Genomic DNA, 17,644 nt, shown 5'->3' on the forward strand with positions numbered 1-17,644 from the left:
ATCACCTTCGGCATCTATCGGGCGGCCTCGATCCGATGGCGACGCTGATCCAGACGCTCGCCGTCGCGGCGCACCTCAGCCCTACCTGTTTGATCCCAGGATTTAGTGGTGCATTGTCCTTGCAGGATTGGAGGGATTCACTATGGGACAGGTTCTACACGACAGCGCCACGACGACAGAGGCAATCCGTCGAGCAATACAAAATAGTCAAGAGAGCCTGAGGGCACTTCCCAAGCGCTGCGGGATTAATCAGAAGACCGTGGCCAAGTGGCGCAAACGCGCGTCGACGTCCGATCTTCCGACCGGTCCAAGAGAGGCCAAGTCGACGGTCCTATCCGTGGAAGAGGAGGCTGTCATCGTTGCCTTCCGGCGCTATACCCTGTTGCCGTTGGAAGACTGCTTCTATGCCCTGCAGCCGACCATACCGCGCTTGACGCGGTCATCTCCGCCCTGTGGAGAAGGATATCATCGTAATCGAGCACGCTCTGCGCTTGCTTGGCCTCCATGTACGCGTTGAACAATTCCTTTGATCGCTCTCCCCGGGTCGCGACCCATGGGTAGTGATGGCGAAGAATTTCATTAAGTGGTGTCTCCGAGTTGACGGCTCGCGAATAGATCGACAGGCAAGGTGCCCTTGGTCGGAAAACGGCTGTCTGTCTTGGAGAAGCCTAACTCGTGCCGGACGAGGTTCGCGAGGTCGGCGCTGCCTTCCCGATCATGAATTGCGAAGTCAGGGTTTAGACCGATTTGCTCGGCATACATCCCGAGCAGGCGCTCCCCAGTCCCGTGGAATGTCCCGGACCACGCGAGAGCATCTGTCAGAACTCCAGTATTGGTGCCCAAGACGTTGCGGCAGATACGCTCGACGCGACGGGCCATCTCAGAAGCGGCTCGTTTGGAAAACGTCATGAGGAGAATACGGCGAGGGTCGCCGCCTTTGACAATAAGATGGGCGATGCGCAGGGTGTTCGTCTTGCCTGACCCTGCACCAGCGATAATCAGGAGGGGGCCTGCGGGAACCCGTTGAGCCAAACCAACGCCGTGTTCGACCGCTTTGCGCTGTTACTCGTTCAATTTCTCCAGATACGCGGCCATGTCATCGCCCTTGAATAGTTCATGATGCCTCAGGCGTGCTCATAGACCTGATGCCGCTAAAGGAAGCTTACGCGGAACAAAATGCGAACATGCCAGGGGCGATCATCGTTGGAAAGGGCCTGCGGCGTGCGGCCGCACCTTCGTTGGTGATCTCTTCTCAAGTCGCTTGATTCTTCAGCGCTTTTCTACGAACTGTGTCGGTTTGCTAGCGGCTGGAAGACATCGGCTGATTGCACGGTCTGCAGAGGGAACTTTGACCACTCACGCTTGTTCGGCTCGTGAACATGATGGAGGAGTATCGAATGAGACGTCCCGTTATTTTGGCTGCATCAGTTGCAGTGGCACTTCTTAACTGTACCGCTGCCTACGCCCAGCAAGGTGACGGTACTGAAGTTCAAATCACTACTAACGTATTCAAGCCCAACAAAGTCGCTCCAACCAGTGATCGCATTGGACAACTGAAACTCCCTGATGGTTTCACGGTGCAGCGCTTTGCGCAGGGTCTAGGAAACAGTCGTATCATCGCCGTCTCCGACAAGGGCTTCATCTACGTCAGCCGTCGGGAAGAGGGCGACGTGCTTCTCCTGAAGGATGAAGACGGGGACGGCAAGGCGGACCGGGCACCGCTCCAGGTCGTTTCGCGCGCCCAAGCGCACGGACTGGCGATCAGGGGTGACAAGCTCTATCTCGCAACAGTTAAAGAGGTTTTTGTCGCCGACATCAAAGCTGACGGCACCCTCGACGAGCTTGAGATGATTATCGGCGATCTGCCGGATTCCGGCCAGCATCCAAACCGCGTCCTCGCTTTCGGGCCCGACGGCATGCTCTACCTCAGCGTTGGCTCAACCTGCAATGCGTGCAACGAGAGCAATCCCGAAAACGCGACGATCATTCGTGCGACGCCCGACGGGAAGAGCCGCAGCATCTTTGCGTCGGGATTGCGCAACACGATCGGCTACGATTGGCAGCCGACGACCGGGGAACTCTGGGGCCTCGATCATGGTATCGACCTGATGGGCGACGAGGTTCAGGCTGAGGAACTCAATAAGATCGAACAGGGCAAACAGTACGGTTGGCCGCATGTTTACGGTGCAGGTGACATCTATCCGCAGTCGACGCCTGTTGGCGGTGTGACCAAGGAACAATGGCGCGACCAGAGCCAGCCAATGGTGATCGGATACACGGCACATGCCGCTCCGATGCAGATGAAATTCTATCACGGTTCTTCGTTTCCGGCGGAGTTTGCAGGCGATGCGTTTGCGACCATGCGCGGATCGTGGAACCGCAACCCTGCTTCGGGTTATGAAATCGTCCGGATTCACTTCGAAAACGGCCAGCCCAAAAGCATTGAACCCTTCCTGACAGGCTTCTTGACGGACGGCGGAAAGACGCATTTCGCCCGTCCGGTGGGTCTTGCCGTCGCCAAGGACGGTTCGCTGCTGATGGCGGATGACGCCAATGGCGTGATCTATCGAGTTGCCTATAACGGCGATGCCAAAAAAGCCAAGTCAGCGGCCACAACTCCCGCAGATGTGATGGTAGCCCAGGCGAAAAAAGGCGCAGATGTGCCGTTGGCCTTGGATCGACCCGAGACAGAGACGCAAGGAAAAATCACCGTCTCTACCGAGGCGTTCTCGAACAACCAGGCGATCCCAGCAAAGTACAGCGAATATGCCGATGGCGTTTCGCCCGCCCTGAAATGGAGCGCGGTGCCGAAGGCCGCGTCCTACGCTATTGTCATGGAAGACCCGGACTCTTCGCCTCTCAAGCCGTTTGTTCATTGGTTGGCTTGGAACATCCCGGCTACAGTCACGACGCTTCCAGAGGGTCTGCAGGAACAGCTTCGCCTTGTCGAACCCGAGGGTGTTTTGCAGGGTCGCAACACATCGGGAACGCACGGCTATTTCGGGCCAAAGCCGCCTCCTGGCGACAAGCCGCACCACTATCACATTCAGGTCGTCGCACTCGACTCCATGATCGATCTGCCCCCGACATCTGACCGCGACGCGCTCTTGTCTGCGATATCCGGCCACGTGATCGCGAAGGGTGAAATCGTCGGTACGTATCAGCAGAAGATCGAGCCACCCAAGCAATAACGACCGAATCCCAGCTTTAAAGGAAATAACATGCGCGTTTTACAATCTGCAATTGGCACCGCTGGTCTGACGGTCATACTATTGTCGTCTCCTGCAATGGTCTGGGCCCAACAGCCCGCCCCAGCACCCGCCGAAACTGCTCAACAGCTACAGCAGGCTGAACAAGCAAAACCTGATGCACAAATGCAGGCCGTTCTCGATGCTTTGAAAGGGCTTGATGCCAAACCCTTTTCGGGCCTGACTGTGCCACAGGCCCGGACGCAGGCAAGCGCTGCCGACGCCGCACGCACGGTGCAGAGGGACAAGAAGATCTCGCCGATGCCGGAAGCGGGCGTCGCAACGAAAGACATTGCCATACCAACTGCAGCGGGAGCGTTGCCAGCTCGCGTCTACACTCCGGAAGGGAAGGGACCGTTCCCGGTCATCCTGTATTTCCATGGCGGTGGATGGGTTGTCGCCGATATTAACACATATGATGCAACGCCCAGAGCTCTTGCCCTGGGTTCAAAAGCCATCGTCGTATCCGCCGACTACCATCACGCGCCGGAAAGCAAATTTCCGGCTCAGCATGATGACGCTTGGGCCGCCTATACCTGGACTGTCGAAAACGTCCACGCGCTGAATGGAGATGCCAAGCGGATCGCGGTTGCAGGCGAGAGCGCCGGCGCAAATCTGGCGGCGAATGTCGCGCTGATGGCAAAGGCAAAGAAAACGACGATGCCCGTTCACCAGTTGCTGGTTTACCCCATTGCTGGCAACGACATGAACACCCCGTCCTACCAAGAAAACGCCAACGCCGCGCCGCTCGGCAAGGCGGATATGGAGTGGTTCGTTTCGCACGTCTTCAAGTCAAAAGATGAAACCGCGGATCCACGGATCAATCTTGTTGGTCGCAACGACCTTGAAGGGCTGCCGCCTGCGACTGTCATTACCGCACAGATCGATCCGCTGCGCTCCGAAGGCCAAGCCTATGCTGAAAAACTAAAGGCTGCTGGCGTGAAGGTGAATGCACTGAACTACGACGGCGTGACCCACGAATTCTTTGGAATGGCCAAGGTGGTGGACAAGGCCAAAGACGCGGTCGATGCGGCCAATGCCGATCTCGTCAAAGCGTTCTCCAAAGCAAAGTGACCGCCTCAGAAAGGGCTATGAAGATGAATCTCTCAAACCTATCCTACGTCGCGCTATCCCTCGCTCTGCTGGCACAGCCTCTTTTGGCTGAGGAGCTGACGCCCAAGCCTGCTGGAGATGCCGCGCCCATGATGGTTGTGGATCGATCAACCTTCGCCAGCGTCGTCTCGAGCGCGAACGAATTCGAGATCAAATCCAGCGAACTGGCTTTGCAGAATGCGTCATCGGGGGACCTCAAGGAAGCGGCGAAGATGATCATCGCCGATCATCAGAAAGCCGGCGAGAAGCTGAAGGGCATACTCGATAAAAAGGAAGCGCCACTGCCGTCCCCAATCGTCCTTTCGCCCAAGCACCAGAAGATGCTTGATCAGTTGCAGGCCGCGAAGGGCAAGGATTTCGATACGCTCTACCTTGATATGCAGGTACAAGCGCATCTCGAGGCGATCGCACTGTTTCGGACCTATGCGGGCTCCGGCGACGACCAGACCGTCGTTGGCTTTGCGAAGGAAACATTGCCAAGCCTGGAGACGCATCTGTCGCATGTGAAGATGGTTGTTGCCAAGCAGTAGGCCGTTTTAGCCGCGTCTGCGTTTGGATCTCTGTGGTTTTTTGCCTTCGGTGGTTTTGGCGAACCGTGCGAAGGCATTTTTCTGGAAACTAACGCCGCACCAGAGGGTTCTACGCTCAGCCAAAGTGAAGCGTGGGAGAGATTACGACTCTGGCGCTGGGTGAGGCCATGATATCGTTGCTGAGTATGGAGTTGTTGCCTTGACAGACAATCTGAGCAAGTACCGATCCAAACGTGATTTTGAGCAGACGCGCGAGCCAAGCGGAGAGATCGAGGTCAAGGCATCCAACCGTCGCCGCTTCGTCATCCAGAAGCATGATGCTACCCGCCTGCACTACGATCTCCGCATCGAGCTCGATGGCGTCTTCAAGTCCTGGGCGGTGACAAAAGGCCCATCTCTCGATCCGGGAGACAAGCGGCTTGCCGTCGAGGTCGAGGATCACCCTCTGGATTACGGTGACTTCGAAGGGACGATACCGAAAGGTCAGTACGGCGGCGGAACGGTCATGCTGTGGGATCGGGGCTACTGGGAACCAGAGGGCAACAAGACGCCCGAGCAGGCGCTGGCGAAAGGCGACTTCAAGTTTACGCTGGAAGGTGAACGCCTCCATGGAAGCTTCGTGCTGGTTCGGATGCGCAACGACCGCGACGGCGGCAAGCGGACGAACTGGCTGCTGATCAAGCACCGCGACGATTACGCTGTCGACGAGAATGGCGCAGCCATACTGGAAGACAACCAGACCTCCGTCGCTTCAGGCCGAACCATGGAGGCAATCGCCGCCGGCAAGGGCAAGAAGCCCAAGCCTTTCATGACGCAGGGCGAGACGGTCAAGGCAGACGCGGTGTGGGACAGCACCGAGGGTCTCGCCGCCGAGGAGCGCGAGGCTGGCACGAAAACTTCGGTCAAGGCGAAGGCGGCTCGACCAAAAGCAGCAAGGCCCTCAAGTGGTAAAACAACGATACCAAGCTTCGTCGCACCACAGCTTTGCGAGAGCTTGACCCGTCCTCCTGCTGGCAAAGGCTGGATCCACGAGATCAAGTTTGACGGCTATCGCGTCCAGATGCGCGTCGTCGGCGGCGAGGTCACGCTGAAGACCCGCAAGGGACTCGATTGGACCTCAAAGTGGCCGGCGATTGCAGAGGCGGCGTCGGCGCTTCCGGATTGCATTATCGATGGCGAGATCTGTGCGCTCGATGAGCAGGGCGCCCCGGACTTTGCGGCCCTGCAAGCGGCACTGTCAGAAGGGACGACGGACGACCTCGTCTATTTTGCCTTCGACCTGCTGTTCGAGGGCGACGAGGATTTGAGAGAGCTTCCGTTGACCGAGCGCAAGTCCCGTTTGGAAACCCTGATAGCCGATGCAGGCGACGATCCCCGCTTGCGGTTCGTCGAGCATTTCGAGACAGGTGGCGACGCCGTCCTGAAGTCGGCCTGCAAGCTGTCGCTCGAGGGCATCGTCTCCAAACAGGCAGATGCTCATTACGTCTCCGGCCGGACGAAGACCTGGGCGAAATCCAAATGTCGCGCCGGCCATGAAGTTGTTATCGGCGGCTACGCCAAGACCAATGGGAAATTCCGCTCGCTGCTTGTTGGCGTCTTCAGCGGCAAGCACTTCGTCTACGTTGGTCGTGTCGGGACAGGCTACGGCGCCAAGACGGTCCAGCAACTTCTGCCGAAACTTCAGGAGGTGGAAACCTCCAAATCTCCGTTCACAGGAATTGGAGCGCCGGAAAAGACAGAGGATATCGTCTGGCTGAAGCCCGAACTTGTCGCCGAGATAGAGTTTGCCGGATGGACAGCGGACGGTCAGGTCCGTCAGGGTGCGTTCAAAGGCTTGCGCGAGGATAAGCCCGCCGCAGAGGTCGAAGCCGAAGAGCCCGCAGCACCCTCGGATGCCGATGTTCCTGATCCTGAGACGGAAACGCCGCCGGCCAAACGCTCGCGAAAAGGCGCAAAGGCGGAGGTCATGGGTGTCATGATCTCGAGCCCCGACAAGGCGCTCTGGCCCGACGCAGGCGACAAACAGCCTGTGACCAAGGTTGATCTCGCGCAGTACCATGAAGCTGTCGGAGCCTGGATGATCGATCATATCAAAGGTCGGCCATGCTCGATCCTTCGTTGTCCTGATGGCATTGGTGGCGAACAGTTCTTCCAGCGCCATGCCATGCCGGGAACATCCAATCTTCTGGAACTCGTGACTGTCTTCGGAGACAAGAAACCCTATCTGCAGATCGATCGCGTCGAAGGACTTGCCGCCATCGCCCAGATCGGGGGGATCGAACTGCACCCGTGGAACTGCCTGCCTGATCAGCCCGAAGTTCCGGGCAGGTTGGTCTTCGATCTCGATCCCGGTCCGAATGTCGCGTTTTCAGCAGTCGTCGAGGCCGCGCGTGAGATACGCGACCGGCTGGAAGAACTGGGTCTTGTCAGTTTCTGCAAGACGACAGGCGGCAAGGGACTGCACGTTGTGACGCCACTCGCCGCAGGTCGAGGGAAGAAGCTGAGCTGGGACGAGGCTAAAGGCTTCGCGCATGACGTCTGCCAGGATATGGCGCGGGATAATCCGGATCTCTACCTCATCAAGATGGCGAAGAACCAGCGGGAAGGGCGGATATTCCTCGACTACTTGCGCAATGACCGCATGGCGACGGCGGTCGCGCCGCTGTCTCCCCGAGCACGTCCCGGAGCGACGGTGTCGATGCCTTTGAACTGGACGCAGGTGAGGGCTGACCTCGATCCAACGCGTTTCACCGTCAGGACAGCGCCGGGCCTGCTCAGGGCAAGCACGGCATGGGAGGACTACAATGAGGGCCACCGCTCGCTGGAGCAAGCTATCAAGCGGCTGAACAAAGCTCGCAAGGCGTCCGCCTGACGGCTCTCTATCGTGCCCTTGTTTCTGCGGCGACGGACTTCTTCAGAGCGTCCATAATGTTGATGACATTGCTCGGCTTCGAAGGTGAAGCGGGCGCCCTCGTTTTGTTTTTGGTGGGCTTCTTCTGCTGTTTCTTTTTCGCCTTGATGATGTCGAGCAGACGGTCCTGCACGGGATCGACGACCATCTTCGCATCCCATGGCTTCGTCTGCTTTTTGATCAGCTTTTGAATGAGAGGCATCATGTCGGCGTCCGGTTTTTCGTCCGCGATGCTGTCGAAGTAGCTATCTTCGTCGCGGACCTCGTCCCCATAGCGCAGAGTCCACAGGACAATACCCTTGCCACGAGGCTCCAGCATGACGGCGCGTTCTCGGCGCGAAATCACCAATCGGGAAATTCCAACCATGTCCTGCGACGCCATGGCGTCTCGGATTACGGCGAAAGCTTCCTGCGCGACCTTTTCACTTGGTGACAGGTAGTAGGGGGTGTCGAGCCAAATCCACTCGATCGTGTCGCGCTCTGTGAACGTCGAGATGTCGATCGTACGTGTGCTGTCGAGCGCGACATTCTCCAGTTCGTCTTCTTCAAGGACGACGTAGTCGTTCTCGCCGCGGGCATAACCCTTGACCTCGTTCTCCTCCTTTACGTCCTTGCCGGTGACGGAATCCACGTAGTGACTGACGACACGGTTCTGGGTGGCGCGGTTCAGGGTGTGGAAGCGAACCTTCTCACTCTCTGACGTCGCCGGCATCATCTGGACCGCGCAGTTGACGAGAGAGAGCTTCAGGTGGCCTTTCCAATAGGGGCGAACAGCCATGGCAATCTCCTCTTAACCTGCGCGGCGGGTGGGTGCCGTAGTAGCCTTTGCCTTGCCGGCAGCCTTCTTTGTTCTTGCAGTGTTTGTGCCAGCATTGGCGTTTGCGGCGGTCCGGCTGGATTTGGTCCTCTTGGAACCTAGGCCCGCGCTCTCGCGCAACGCCTGCAACAGATCGACGGCCTTCGCCGCAGGAGCAGCCTTCTTCTTCGGAAGCGAACGTCCTTCGATCTTGGCTTTGACGAGTTCCGTCACAGCTTCCTCGTACCGGTCGTCAAATGTGCTGGCGTCGAAGCTGCCCTTCTTCTTCTCGATGATCAGTTCGGCGATCTCGAGCAGTTCAGGATCGCTTTTAACGTCCGGTTGATCCTCGAACGCTTCCTGCGACGACCGGACCTCATAGTCGAAGTTGAGAGTGGAGGCGATGAGGCCCTTGCCATGAGGACGAATGAGCACGGTGCGCAGGCGGCGGAACAGCACCGTACGTGCAATCGCTGCGACCTTGGCCTTCTTCATGCCCTCGCGAAGCAGGACGTAGGCTTCCGTGCCCATCTTGTCCGGCGTCAGATAGTAGGGCTTGTCGAAGTAAACGGTGTCGATCTCGGAGCATGGAATGAAGGATTCGATCGCCAGGGTCTTGTCGCTATCCGGGACGGCGGCTGCGACTTCCTCAGGTTCGAGGACGATGTAGTGACCATTCTTCGTCTCGTAGCCCTTCACCTGATCGTCCTTCTCGACGGGCTCTCCCGTCTCGCCATCGATGAACTCTCGCCTGACCCGGTTCCCCGTCGCCCTGTTGAGGGTATTGAAAGCGATGCGCTCGGAGGCTGACGCCGCGGTGTGAAGCGCAACGGGGCACGACACCTCTCCGAATTTGATGAAGCCCTTCCAGTTTGCTCTCGGGGAACCCATGGCACGCGTACTCCTGACACAACCGTCGCGATTCAAACCGAATCGCCACGCGAATCGTTCCGGGCAAAATGAATCGTTTTTCAATGACTTAGCAGGGCGCGCCCGCCCGTTATGCGAGTCTCTCCTATGGTGCTGATTCGAATGCATCTTTCAGGCTCGCAGCGCGTTTGCCTCTGCAACCTGTTGAAAAAGGAGGTCTGTGATGACCAAGCGCGAACTGATCGATACCGGCACCGACAAGCGTTATGTCCGCCGCGACGAAGACGGGAAGTTCAAGGAGAGCGTCGACGTCTCCCGCTCGCTCTCGGCCGACGCACGCCATGATGCAAAGCACGATACGAAATCGGGCGAGGGCGACAAGGGCGACCGCAAACGCTGACCACTTGGATGAAGATCGCCACGTTCAACGTCAACGGCGTCAACGGCCGCCTTGACGTCCTCCTGCGATGGCTCGACGAGGCGAGACCGGACGTCGTCTGCCTTCAAGAGCTTAAAGCTCCCTCCAACAAGTTTCCTCGCAAGGAGTTGGAGCGCGCTGGCTACGGCGCGGTATGGCAAGGACAGAAATCGTGGAACGGCGTTGCCATTCTCGCGCGAGGTCAGGAGCCGCTTGAGACAAGACGAGGACTTCCCGGCGATCAGGATGACAGCCAAAGCCGCTACCTTGAGGCCGTCATCGACGGGATTATCTTCTGCTGCCTCTACTTGCCAAACGGCAACCCCGTTCCTGGGCCGAAGTTTCAGTACAAGTTGGATTGGTTTCGGCGGCTGCATTCCTACTCGGCCGAACTTTTGGAGCTCGGTGTCCCAGTCGCGCTCGTGGGCAATTTCAACGTCATGCCAACCGACCTCGACGTCTACAAACCGGAGCGCTGGATCGACGACGCACTGTTTCGGCCGGAGGTGAAGAAAGCCTACGCCGACCTGGTGGACCAAGGCTGGACGGATGCACTGCGGCACCTCCATCCAGACGACCGCATCTATACGTTCTGGGCATACTTCCGAAATGCATTCGCACGCGACGCCGGCCTCCGGATCGACCACTTTTTGCTCAGCCCGGATCTCGCCGACAAACTCGTGAGAGCCCAGGTCGATAAGCATGTTCGGGGCTGGGACCACGCCAGCGATCACGCGCCGGTTTGGATAGAACTGATTGAGAAGACAGCAAAACAAAGGAGAGAGAAATGATCGACGATTGGAAGCGCGAGGTCCGCGCCAGGCTGGAGGAATTGGTTGATGGCCTCGTGGTGAACGGCGTCAGTTACGAGGACGCCTGCAGTATGATCGTCGTGGAGGTCAACGCACTCATGGTGGCCCATGAGCACGATCCGGATCCCGCTGACGATGAAGCCGTTGATGAGCCGGCCAATGACTGGCCGGCGGCGGAAGAAAGACGATCTACCGAATAGAACGTGACGCGACCCCTCACCAATCTCCTTGAGGGGCCGCTTGATGCTTACTGGGGCGGCTGACCGTTCGACGCAGACATGCCGCCATCCACAGGCAGGTTGACCCCCGTCACGAAGCGCGCATCGTCGCTTGCGAGGAATGCGATTACGGCCGCAACGTCTTCGGGCTCGCCGGGTCCCTCAAGTGCGAACCGTTCGTTAAACTTCGCAATCAGCTTGTCGTCGTCCATCATGTCTTCGGTCATGCCTGTTCGTGTCAGGCTTGGGCACACCGCATTTACCCTGACGCCGTCTTTCCCGTGGTCCATAGCCATAGCCCGCGTAAGATTGTTCACTGCACCCTTGGCGGCGTTGTAGGCGGCCATGCCCCAGTCGCCGCCTATGCCGGACACCGAGCTGACGTTGACAATCGAGCCGCGCGACGTCTTCAGATGCGGGATCGCTGCACGGCTGGCGTAGAAGACGCCATCCACATCCGTTGCCATCACTCTACGCCAGTCGTCTGTCGTGAGGGTGCCGACGTCGCCTTCGGCGACGACACCCGCATTGTTGACGAGAACGTCCAAGCGTCCGAACTTCTCGACGGTGCGAGAAATCAGCTCCTTTACCTCGTCCTCATTCGACACGTCCGCCTCGGCGATCATAAATTGATCATCACGGAAAGGCTTGGCGACCTCTTCGAGCTTCGATCTCGTGCGGCCGACTAGTGTCACGACAGCGCCTTCGTCGAGAAAACGCTCGGCTGTCGCCTTACCTATTCCTGAGCCTGCGCCAGTCACGACGACGAACTTGTCTGCAAATCGCTGCATTGAAATCTCCTTGAGTGCGCAGTGGTGCATCCGCTCGAACGGGAGATATGCTGGGTTGTTCCCGATCCAGGGGCTCGGCCGTTTCGAGGGACACCGTGACCATAACGAGAATGTCAGTGCCGGTCTGGCAGCGAAGCGGAACGAACATTCGGAATGCAGGTTGATTGAATGCAACAGGAAAGCCCCATGACGTCGTCACATCTCGCGACCCTAGTCTCTCTTTTCATCATCCTTGTCGGCGCGACCTACCTCGTCGCGAATCCGGATCGAGTGTTGGCCGCGGACAGAGGAATCAAACTCGTGTCCCAGGCGGTCGACCCTGCTGGGAAGCCTTTGCAAATTGTGCAGGCGGAACGCACCCAGAAACAAACCGCCTCTCAAAAAGGAGTGGTTCGCGCCGATCATCTGGTGATCCTGTTCCACGGGATCCGGGGACGAGGGGCCGTTATGCAAGCGGTGGGAATTTCCTGGCAGGCGACGCTTCCGGACACGGCATTCGTCGCGCCTGACGCGCCGTTTCCGCATAGGTCGGGCGGTCGTCAGTGGTTCGCCGTCGATGACCAGATAATGCGCCCTGAGCGGATCGACGCAGCGCGTCGAGCGTTCGACGGCGTGGTCTCCGAGATCATCAAACGGGAAGGGTTCGAAAACGCGCTCGACCGGGTGGCCTTCGTCGGGGTCTCGCAAGGCGCCATCATGGCGCTGGATGCGGTTGCTTCGGGTCGTTGGAAGGTAGGATCTCTCGTCACCTTCGCCGGACTGTTGCCGTTACTGCCGACTTCGTCTTCTGTCGAAACGGAAATCTTTATGATGCACGGTTCTGCGGACAGGACCATACCATCCGCTGCGACGACCACTGCGGCGAACCAACTCAAAGCGGCGGGGTTTCCTGTGACGTCAAAAATCTATCCTGGCGTCGGTCACACGATCTCTTCGGAAGAAGCCCGAGATGCCGCGATCTTTCTTCGCGACCATTTCAAATAGGCGCTGACAAAAAGGGGAGGCGTCCAGGATCCATATTGGAAGTGCGCTACCGAAAAGCGCAGTATCTATGAGACGCATCCTTCATCGCACCATGCTCACCGTTTGAGCTTTCCTGATCATGTTGTAACCATGGCTTCGGCCAATTTCGGCAATGAGGATTCGGGAATGTGGAAGTCAGTTTTGATTGTCGCTGCCCTCGCGACTTTCGCCGCTGCGCCTGCAGACCCTGAGCAGTGCCGCGATGCGAAAGGCAAGTTCGTCAAATGCGAGACGACGAAGAAGAAGGTTCAGTGCAAGGATGCCAAAGGCAAGTTCGCCAAGTGCGGCACCGCCGGTGCCACGCCTGTGAACTGAGCCGAAATGGGGGATGGCGGCCTTCATTCGGGCTGCCATCAGCCTCTAGGGATTGCCGCCATCCTCACCTTCGTCGTTTAGATACAAGACCGGTAGGTAGGCGTTTTGCTCCAACCATTCTCTGACGATAACCCGCAGCATTTTTTTACGGCTGTAGCCGAGTTGTTGGGCGACGCTGCGTACGGCTTTTTCGATGTCGTCGCCTAACGTGGGGGCGGGAGGGCGCGATTCAGCGCGGCGGAAGGCATTCGAGCCGCCGTCTTGTCGCACATGGGCCTAGCCGTTGCTTCCGACTGGATGTTTGCGCCTGAACTGGCGCACGGCACCGTGCGGCGCGTCCTGGAGGACTGGGAACTTCCGGCGATCCATCTTTGGTCCGTCTTCCCGACTGGCAGGCTAGCAAGTGCGAAAGCCCGCGCCTTTGCTGATTTTGCGGGATCAATCGTTGCTGGGCAGAACATCTGATCGACAAAACCACGTTTCGTTTTGAGCAAATGACAGGTCAAAGCGAAGGATTCGATCGCACTTGGGTTGCAACCGCTTCGACACGCGCCTGCCGATCACTCGTAGTTCCTATGGTCATAACTTAGAGGAATAGCTAAGTAGGAATGCTCGACGGCGCAAAAGGCGGTCTCCTTTCAGAACCCATGTCCCGTCAATCCTTATCCCGACGCGCCTGCGTAACTCTCGCTACCTCGTGCTACTAGGTTCGGATCTTTATTTTCAATCAGCCGCCAAATGAATTTCAAATGGACACATATTGACTTTCAATTGGTCAATAATGCGTTGTGGCATTAGCGCCTAGTAATTCTCTCTAGGCTCCAGACGCGCCGTCCATCTATTCGATGCGGATGGCGGCCAGCGGCTCGAATAGGTCAGCGGACATAACGACAATCGAGAGAAGGACAACAGTCTGATTTCACATGCGCGAACAAGGATGAATATTAGAGAATAAAATTCCCTGTCGGACTTGTTTTGGACCAGGCAATATCAAACCGTGCGCGGATGAGTTGATTTTCCCTACAAGGTGCCGAGCTTACGGAAACGACCGCTAGCACTTGAGATCCCTGCGCTCCGGTGGGCACTATGGTGTTGTGTCCAGACATTGCTCCTTTTACTTTTCGCTCCCTGTCAACGACGTTAATCAGATGAACCAAACGCTTTTGAAGGTGTAGCAAGTTTTGCGCCAGTTCCTCTTGCGGTTGGCGGGATGCGGCGAGACACCAATAGGTTCCGCATCAAGGAGACCAGCGCGCTTGTGGTGGAGGCGTAAAGTCTGTTCGACTTGTCGAGCTCAAACAGCGACGAAACGTCAGCAGTCGACTCGACATCGCGAATGCGCACCATACTCCAATCCTGAAAGATGCGCTCCTCTGCAGCCGCCAGCTCCATCAAGATGACACGTCTGTGCCTAAGATCCCGGCAAATCCTCTCGAAGGTCGCTTCGAGTGGTCCGAGGGGACCTTCGAGCACCTGGACAAACAAACCTTTGGATGTGACCAGCGCGCCCGATAGCCCAACATTCTCATTTAGCTTGGCAGAGATCGCAACTATCTGGTCGATCTTGCGACCACAATCTTGCTCAGAGACCTGAAGCGAAGCTTCGCTTCGGTAAAGTAGCCTGTAGAGTGGCATGGTAATTCCTATGCTGCAGATTGCATGGCCTCTTTGAAGAGGGCACGAAGCGCGTTGCTGTCGATGGGGCGGCTGATGAGGTAACCTTGGATTTGATTGCAGCCTTCGGTGACAGTAAACGCTTGTTGCTCGGGCGTTTCGACCCCTTCGACGGTGACGGTCATCCCCAGCTTTACCGCCAGCGAGGTAACTGCCTGGATGATGGCAACTGAATCCCGGTCTTCTGGAACTTGCCTGACGAATGACTTGTCGATCTTGATCTTGTTGAATGGAAAACGTCGCAGGTAGCTCAACGAAGAATAGCCAGTCCCGAAGTCATCCATGGAGATACGCACGCCGAGCGCACGTAGAGCGTGAAGTGTTTCATAGGTGAGCGCTTCGTCCTGAATGAAGGCCGTCTCAGTAATCTCAAGTTCCAGCCTTGAGGCTGGCAGCCCCGTCTCTTCCAGTATCTGCATGACCCGTTCCGAAAGAGCGCTGTCGCGAAGCTGCACCGAGGAGAGGTTAACCGCAACCGTTAAATGTGGCGCCCAGCCTACCGCTTCTTCGCATGCAACGCGGAGCACCCATTCACCTAGCGGACAGATGAGACCGATCTCTTCCGCCAGGGGTATGAAGTCCATCGGGGCCACCATGCCTCGGTCTGGGTGATGCCAACGAACCAAGGCCTCTGCTCCCTGATAGCGACCGTCTAATGGATCGACCTGTGGCTGATAGTAGACTTCGAATTCCTCTCTTATTAAAGCGCGCCGTAGATCGAGTTCCAGCTGCTGTCGCGCATGAGCTTTATCGCTCATCTCGCGCTCGAAGTAACGGTACGTGTTGCCCCCCGATCCTTTGGCGGAATAAAGAGCCAGATCAGCACTTCTACTGATCAAGGATGGGTTATTTCCATCAATCGGGCTGACGGCTATGCCAACGCTGGCGGCGATATCGATCACAGAGCCGTTAATCAAGAACGGTCTTTCGAGAAGGTCGACGATCTTCTCGGCCACATTCTCCGCATCGGCAACGTCAACAATGACGGCAAATTCGTCACCTCCGAGGCGGGCGATCATCGCGCCGTTCGCGGCGCAGGCTGATAATCGCTTGCCAACACGCTTGAGCAATTCGTCGCCCATTGCATGGCCGAATGTGTCATTGACGAACTTGAAGCGGTCGAGGTCCAGCAGGATTAGAGCGAAGTGTTCGCTAGCTTCACAGGTTCTATCGCATTGAGACGACAGCCACTGATTAAACTGAAGCCGGTTCGCTAGCCCCGTTAGCGTGTCGGTGAAGGCGAGTGTCCTCATCTTCTGTTCGGTGCGAAGCCGGTCCCTTTGGTCTCGTATGGCGACCACGGTATGCTTCGAGCTACCGATCATCACGGTTTTGCATAGAAGACGGACAGGAATTTTGATGCCTTGCTGGTTGAGCAGACCGCCATCCTGCTCCTGGTGCTCTGATAGCGATTCTAGCGATATTTCGGGAAGTATCACTCCGATCGACTGTCCCGACAAAGCCTCCTGCGTGCATCCAACAAGTTTGGCAAGACTAGCATTCGCAGAGCAGATCATGCCCCCCTGGCAAATCGCCAATCCCTCCATTGCCAGGTCGGTTAGCTGCTTCATTCGCGTCCTGTCCCTAGCCAATTGCGCTCGTGCCGCTGTAGAAAATCGTAGTCCTAAAAGCGCGAGAACCAGCAAGGTAACGCTTACGGCCGCAACAATGGGAGCGATTACGCCAGGAGAGAGCGTTGATGGGGGCAGTCCAATGCGAGGATCAAACGTCAACCCCAGCGCAGCCATACCGTAGAAGTGGAGCAATGCAATGGCTCCTAGCAAAAGCGGGGCCGCAGCCTGCCGGAGTGCAGGTCGTTTCTCACCAGAAACGATGATCGCAAACGAAAACATCGGAATGGAGAAAATGAGCGATAAGGCAATTAGCTCGTAATCCCAATTGACGTGTCCAGTAACCAGATATGCGGCCTGTCCAAGATAGTGTAAGAGCGCGATACTCAGACCGAGAATGACGTCTGCAAACGCACGACGTCGTCGGTCGCGGCTCCCTATCGAAAGGCTGATGGCCAACCCGATACCGAAGATCGTAAATAATAGGGAGGTAAACGTTAGAATAGGATCAAACCCGGAGGGCATCCCGGGCTGGAATGCAAGAAGTCCAATCATATGAGTGGCCCAAGCCGTACATCCGGCAGCGATGATCGCTACCACTGCCCAGAGTTTACGCCCTTTTCCTTCAAGCCGGCTCGCGTGCCTCGCGAGAGACAGGGACGCGTAGACGCCGATAATGCAGACTGCCCCGGCAACCCAAAGCAAGCTATGGTCGTGGGCATCGCGCAGACATGTGAGTATGTTTTTCATTTCGAGGGCTCCTGGCGCGCAGAATAGTCCCTACAAGTAAACACGGTGGCCCAGTTAGATTGCACCATTTGGACGATCTTGATTGATACTTAAGGAATCATTTTTCTGCGCTGGCCATCGGGTGAGCGCATGGCTTTTCCCATAGGATAGCTGAACTGCCTCCATCTCCACCGGAACGTCGGCATAAGCAGAAAGGCTCAAGCGCAGGCTTATGTCCAACGAGTATCGACACGTTGAATTGCTGACGGGAGATGTGCGCCGCGGGCGGTGGACCACCAGGGTGTTTAATCCCGACCTTGGCAGGCGTTTGGCAATTGCCGATCGGTTCCTCAAAGAAATTTCGAAAGATATCTCGAACGACGACTTCGTTAAGGATATGAACGAGATCGTTCAATACGCTGGCTCAGTGGGGGAGTTGAACAAATAGCGTCGACAGATGACGGAGTTCGGCCGGATTTCGGACGACGTGAAACGCTCGGATTGCATCTTTTTCGAATTCCAGCGCTGTCGTCGGATTCTCGACATCAGCCTCGCGCGTGATAAAGCCTGGAGCCCATTGACACGAATGACTCGCAGCAACGTCGAACCACCAGATTGAAAGGCT

Annotated in this window: 14 protein-coding genes and 3 pseudogenes; 11 read left to right on the plus strand and 6 right to left on the minus strand. The window is 57.1% G+C overall.

Going from position 1 to position 17,644, the window contains the following annotated elements; translation table 11 throughout:
• Positions 1-142: 142 nt before the first annotated feature.
• Positions 143-445, plus strand: a pseudogene (locus AC07U5_RS22510) (IS481 family transposase); the annotation flags it as partial.
• On the opposite strand, the pseudogene AC07U5_RS22515 reads toward AC07U5_RS22510, so the two are convergent.
• A pseudogene (locus AC07U5_RS22515) lies at positions 402-1,032 on the minus strand (UvrD-helicase domain-containing protein); the annotation flags it as partial. The pseudogenes AC07U5_RS22510 and AC07U5_RS22515 overlap by 44 nt on opposite strands.
• Positions 1,033-1,397: 365 nt before the next feature.
• Between AC07U5_RS22515 and AC07U5_RS22520 the strand changes: the two are divergent.
• From AC07U5_RS22520 to ligD, 4 genes are all read left to right on the plus strand, one after another.
• Positions 1,398-3,191, plus strand: coding sequence for a YbhB/YbcL family Raf kinase inhibitor-like protein (locus AC07U5_RS22520; RefSeq protein WP_113260182.1), 1,794 nt, complete (start codon positions 1,398-1,400; stop codon positions 3,189-3,191).
• Positions 3,192-3,221: 30 nt separating this feature from the next.
• Entirely contained in the window at positions 3,222-4,322 is a 1,101-nt protein-coding gene (locus AC07U5_RS22525; RefSeq protein WP_494724329.1) for an alpha/beta hydrolase, read from the plus strand.
• Between the two features lie 17 nt (positions 4,323-4,339).
• Entirely contained in the window at positions 4,340-4,891 is a 552-nt protein-coding gene (locus AC07U5_RS22530) for a DUF4142 domain-containing protein (RefSeq protein ID WP_113260180.1), read from the plus strand.
• A gap of 199 nt (positions 4,892-5,090) precedes the next feature.
• Positions 5,091-7,763 carry a DNA ligase D gene (gene ligD / locus AC07U5_RS22535; RefSeq protein WP_113260179.1) on the plus strand — a complete coding sequence of 891 codons (2,673 nt, stop codon included), beginning with the start codon at positions 5,091-5,093 and terminating at the stop codon, positions 7,761-7,763.
• A 7-nt stretch (positions 7,764-7,770) separates the two neighbouring features.
• Here the strand turns inward: ligD and ku (AC07U5_RS22540) are convergent, their stop codons facing one another.
• Both ku (AC07U5_RS22540) and ku (AC07U5_RS22545) read right to left on the minus strand, forming a co-directional pair.
• A complete protein-coding gene (ku, locus tag AC07U5_RS22540) occupies positions 7,771-8,580 on the minus strand; it encodes a non-homologous end joining protein Ku (RefSeq protein ID WP_113260178.1) in 810 nt (269 codons plus the stop codon).
• A gap of 12 nt (positions 8,581-8,592) precedes the next feature.
• Positions 8,593-9,489, minus strand: coding sequence for a non-homologous end joining protein Ku (ku, locus tag AC07U5_RS22545; protein ID WP_494724330.1), 897 nt, complete (start codon positions 9,487-9,489; stop codon positions 8,593-8,595).
• Positions 9,490-9,691: 202 nt separating this feature from the next.
• Between ku (AC07U5_RS22545) and AC07U5_RS22550 the strand changes: the two genes are divergently transcribed.
• From AC07U5_RS22550 to AC07U5_RS22560, 3 genes are read left to right on the plus strand one after another with little or no spacing between them, the layout of a single operon-like run.
• Positions 9,692-9,868, plus strand: coding sequence for a hypothetical protein (locus tag AC07U5_RS22550; RefSeq protein ID WP_111851005.1), 177 nt, complete (start codon positions 9,692-9,694; stop codon positions 9,866-9,868).
• 8 nt (positions 9,869-9,876) lie between these two features.
• Positions 9,877-10,677: an exodeoxyribonuclease III gene (gene xth / locus AC07U5_RS22555; RefSeq protein WP_312931218.1), complete on the plus strand. Its 801-nt coding sequence runs from the start codon at positions 9,877-9,879 to the stop codon at positions 10,675-10,677.
• Entirely contained in the window at positions 10,674-10,898 is a 225-nt protein-coding gene (locus AC07U5_RS22560) for a hypothetical protein (RefSeq protein ID WP_062597749.1), read from the plus strand. Before xth ends, AC07U5_RS22560 begins: the two co-directional genes overlap by 4 nt.
• A 47-nt stretch (positions 10,899-10,945) precedes the next feature.
• Here the strand turns inward: AC07U5_RS22560 and budC are convergent, their stop codons facing one another.
• Positions 10,946-11,707: a meso-2,3-butanediol dehydrogenase gene (gene budC, locus AC07U5_RS22565; protein WP_312931213.1), complete on the minus strand. Its 762-nt coding sequence runs from the start codon at positions 11,705-11,707 to the stop codon at positions 10,946-10,948.
• A 186-nt stretch (positions 11,708-11,893) separates the two neighbouring features.
• Here budC and AC07U5_RS22570 point away from each other — a divergent pair, with 186 nt between their 5' ends.
• From AC07U5_RS22570 to AC07U5_RS22580, 3 genes and pseudogenes are all read left to right on the plus strand, one after another.
• Positions 11,894-12,691 carry an alpha/beta hydrolase gene (locus AC07U5_RS22570; protein WP_312931211.1) on the plus strand — a complete coding sequence of 266 codons (798 nt, stop codon included), beginning with the start codon at positions 11,894-11,896 and terminating at the stop codon, positions 12,689-12,691.
• Positions 12,692-12,856: 165 nt separating this feature from the next.
• Positions 12,857-13,045: a hypothetical protein gene (locus AC07U5_RS22575; RefSeq protein WP_082478953.1), complete on the plus strand. Its 189-nt coding sequence runs from the start codon at positions 12,857-12,859 to the stop codon at positions 13,043-13,045.
• Positions 13,046-13,261: 216 nt separating this feature from the next.
• Positions 13,262-13,510 (plus strand): annotated as a pseudogene (locus AC07U5_RS22580) (LysR substrate-binding domain-containing protein); the annotation flags it as partial.
• Positions 13,511-14,185: 675 nt separating this feature from the next.
• Here AC07U5_RS22580 and AC07U5_RS22585 read toward each other — a convergent pair.
• The gene (locus AC07U5_RS22585) at positions 14,186-14,680 is read right to left on the minus strand and encodes a BLUF domain-containing protein (RefSeq protein WP_494724331.1); all 495 of its coding nucleotides are present in this window, start codon (positions 14,678-14,680) and stop codon (positions 14,186-14,188) included.
• Positions 14,681-14,688: 8 nt separating this feature from the next.
• Complete coding sequence (locus AC07U5_RS22590; protein WP_494724332.1) at positions 14,689-17,040, minus strand: bifunctional diguanylate cyclase/phosphodiesterase; 2,352 nt, start codon at positions 17,038-17,040, stop codon at positions 14,689-14,691.
• Positions 17,041-17,644: the final 604 nt, after the last annotated feature.

Source organism: Agrobacterium sp. GW821-FHT02D03 (assembly GCF_059421725.1).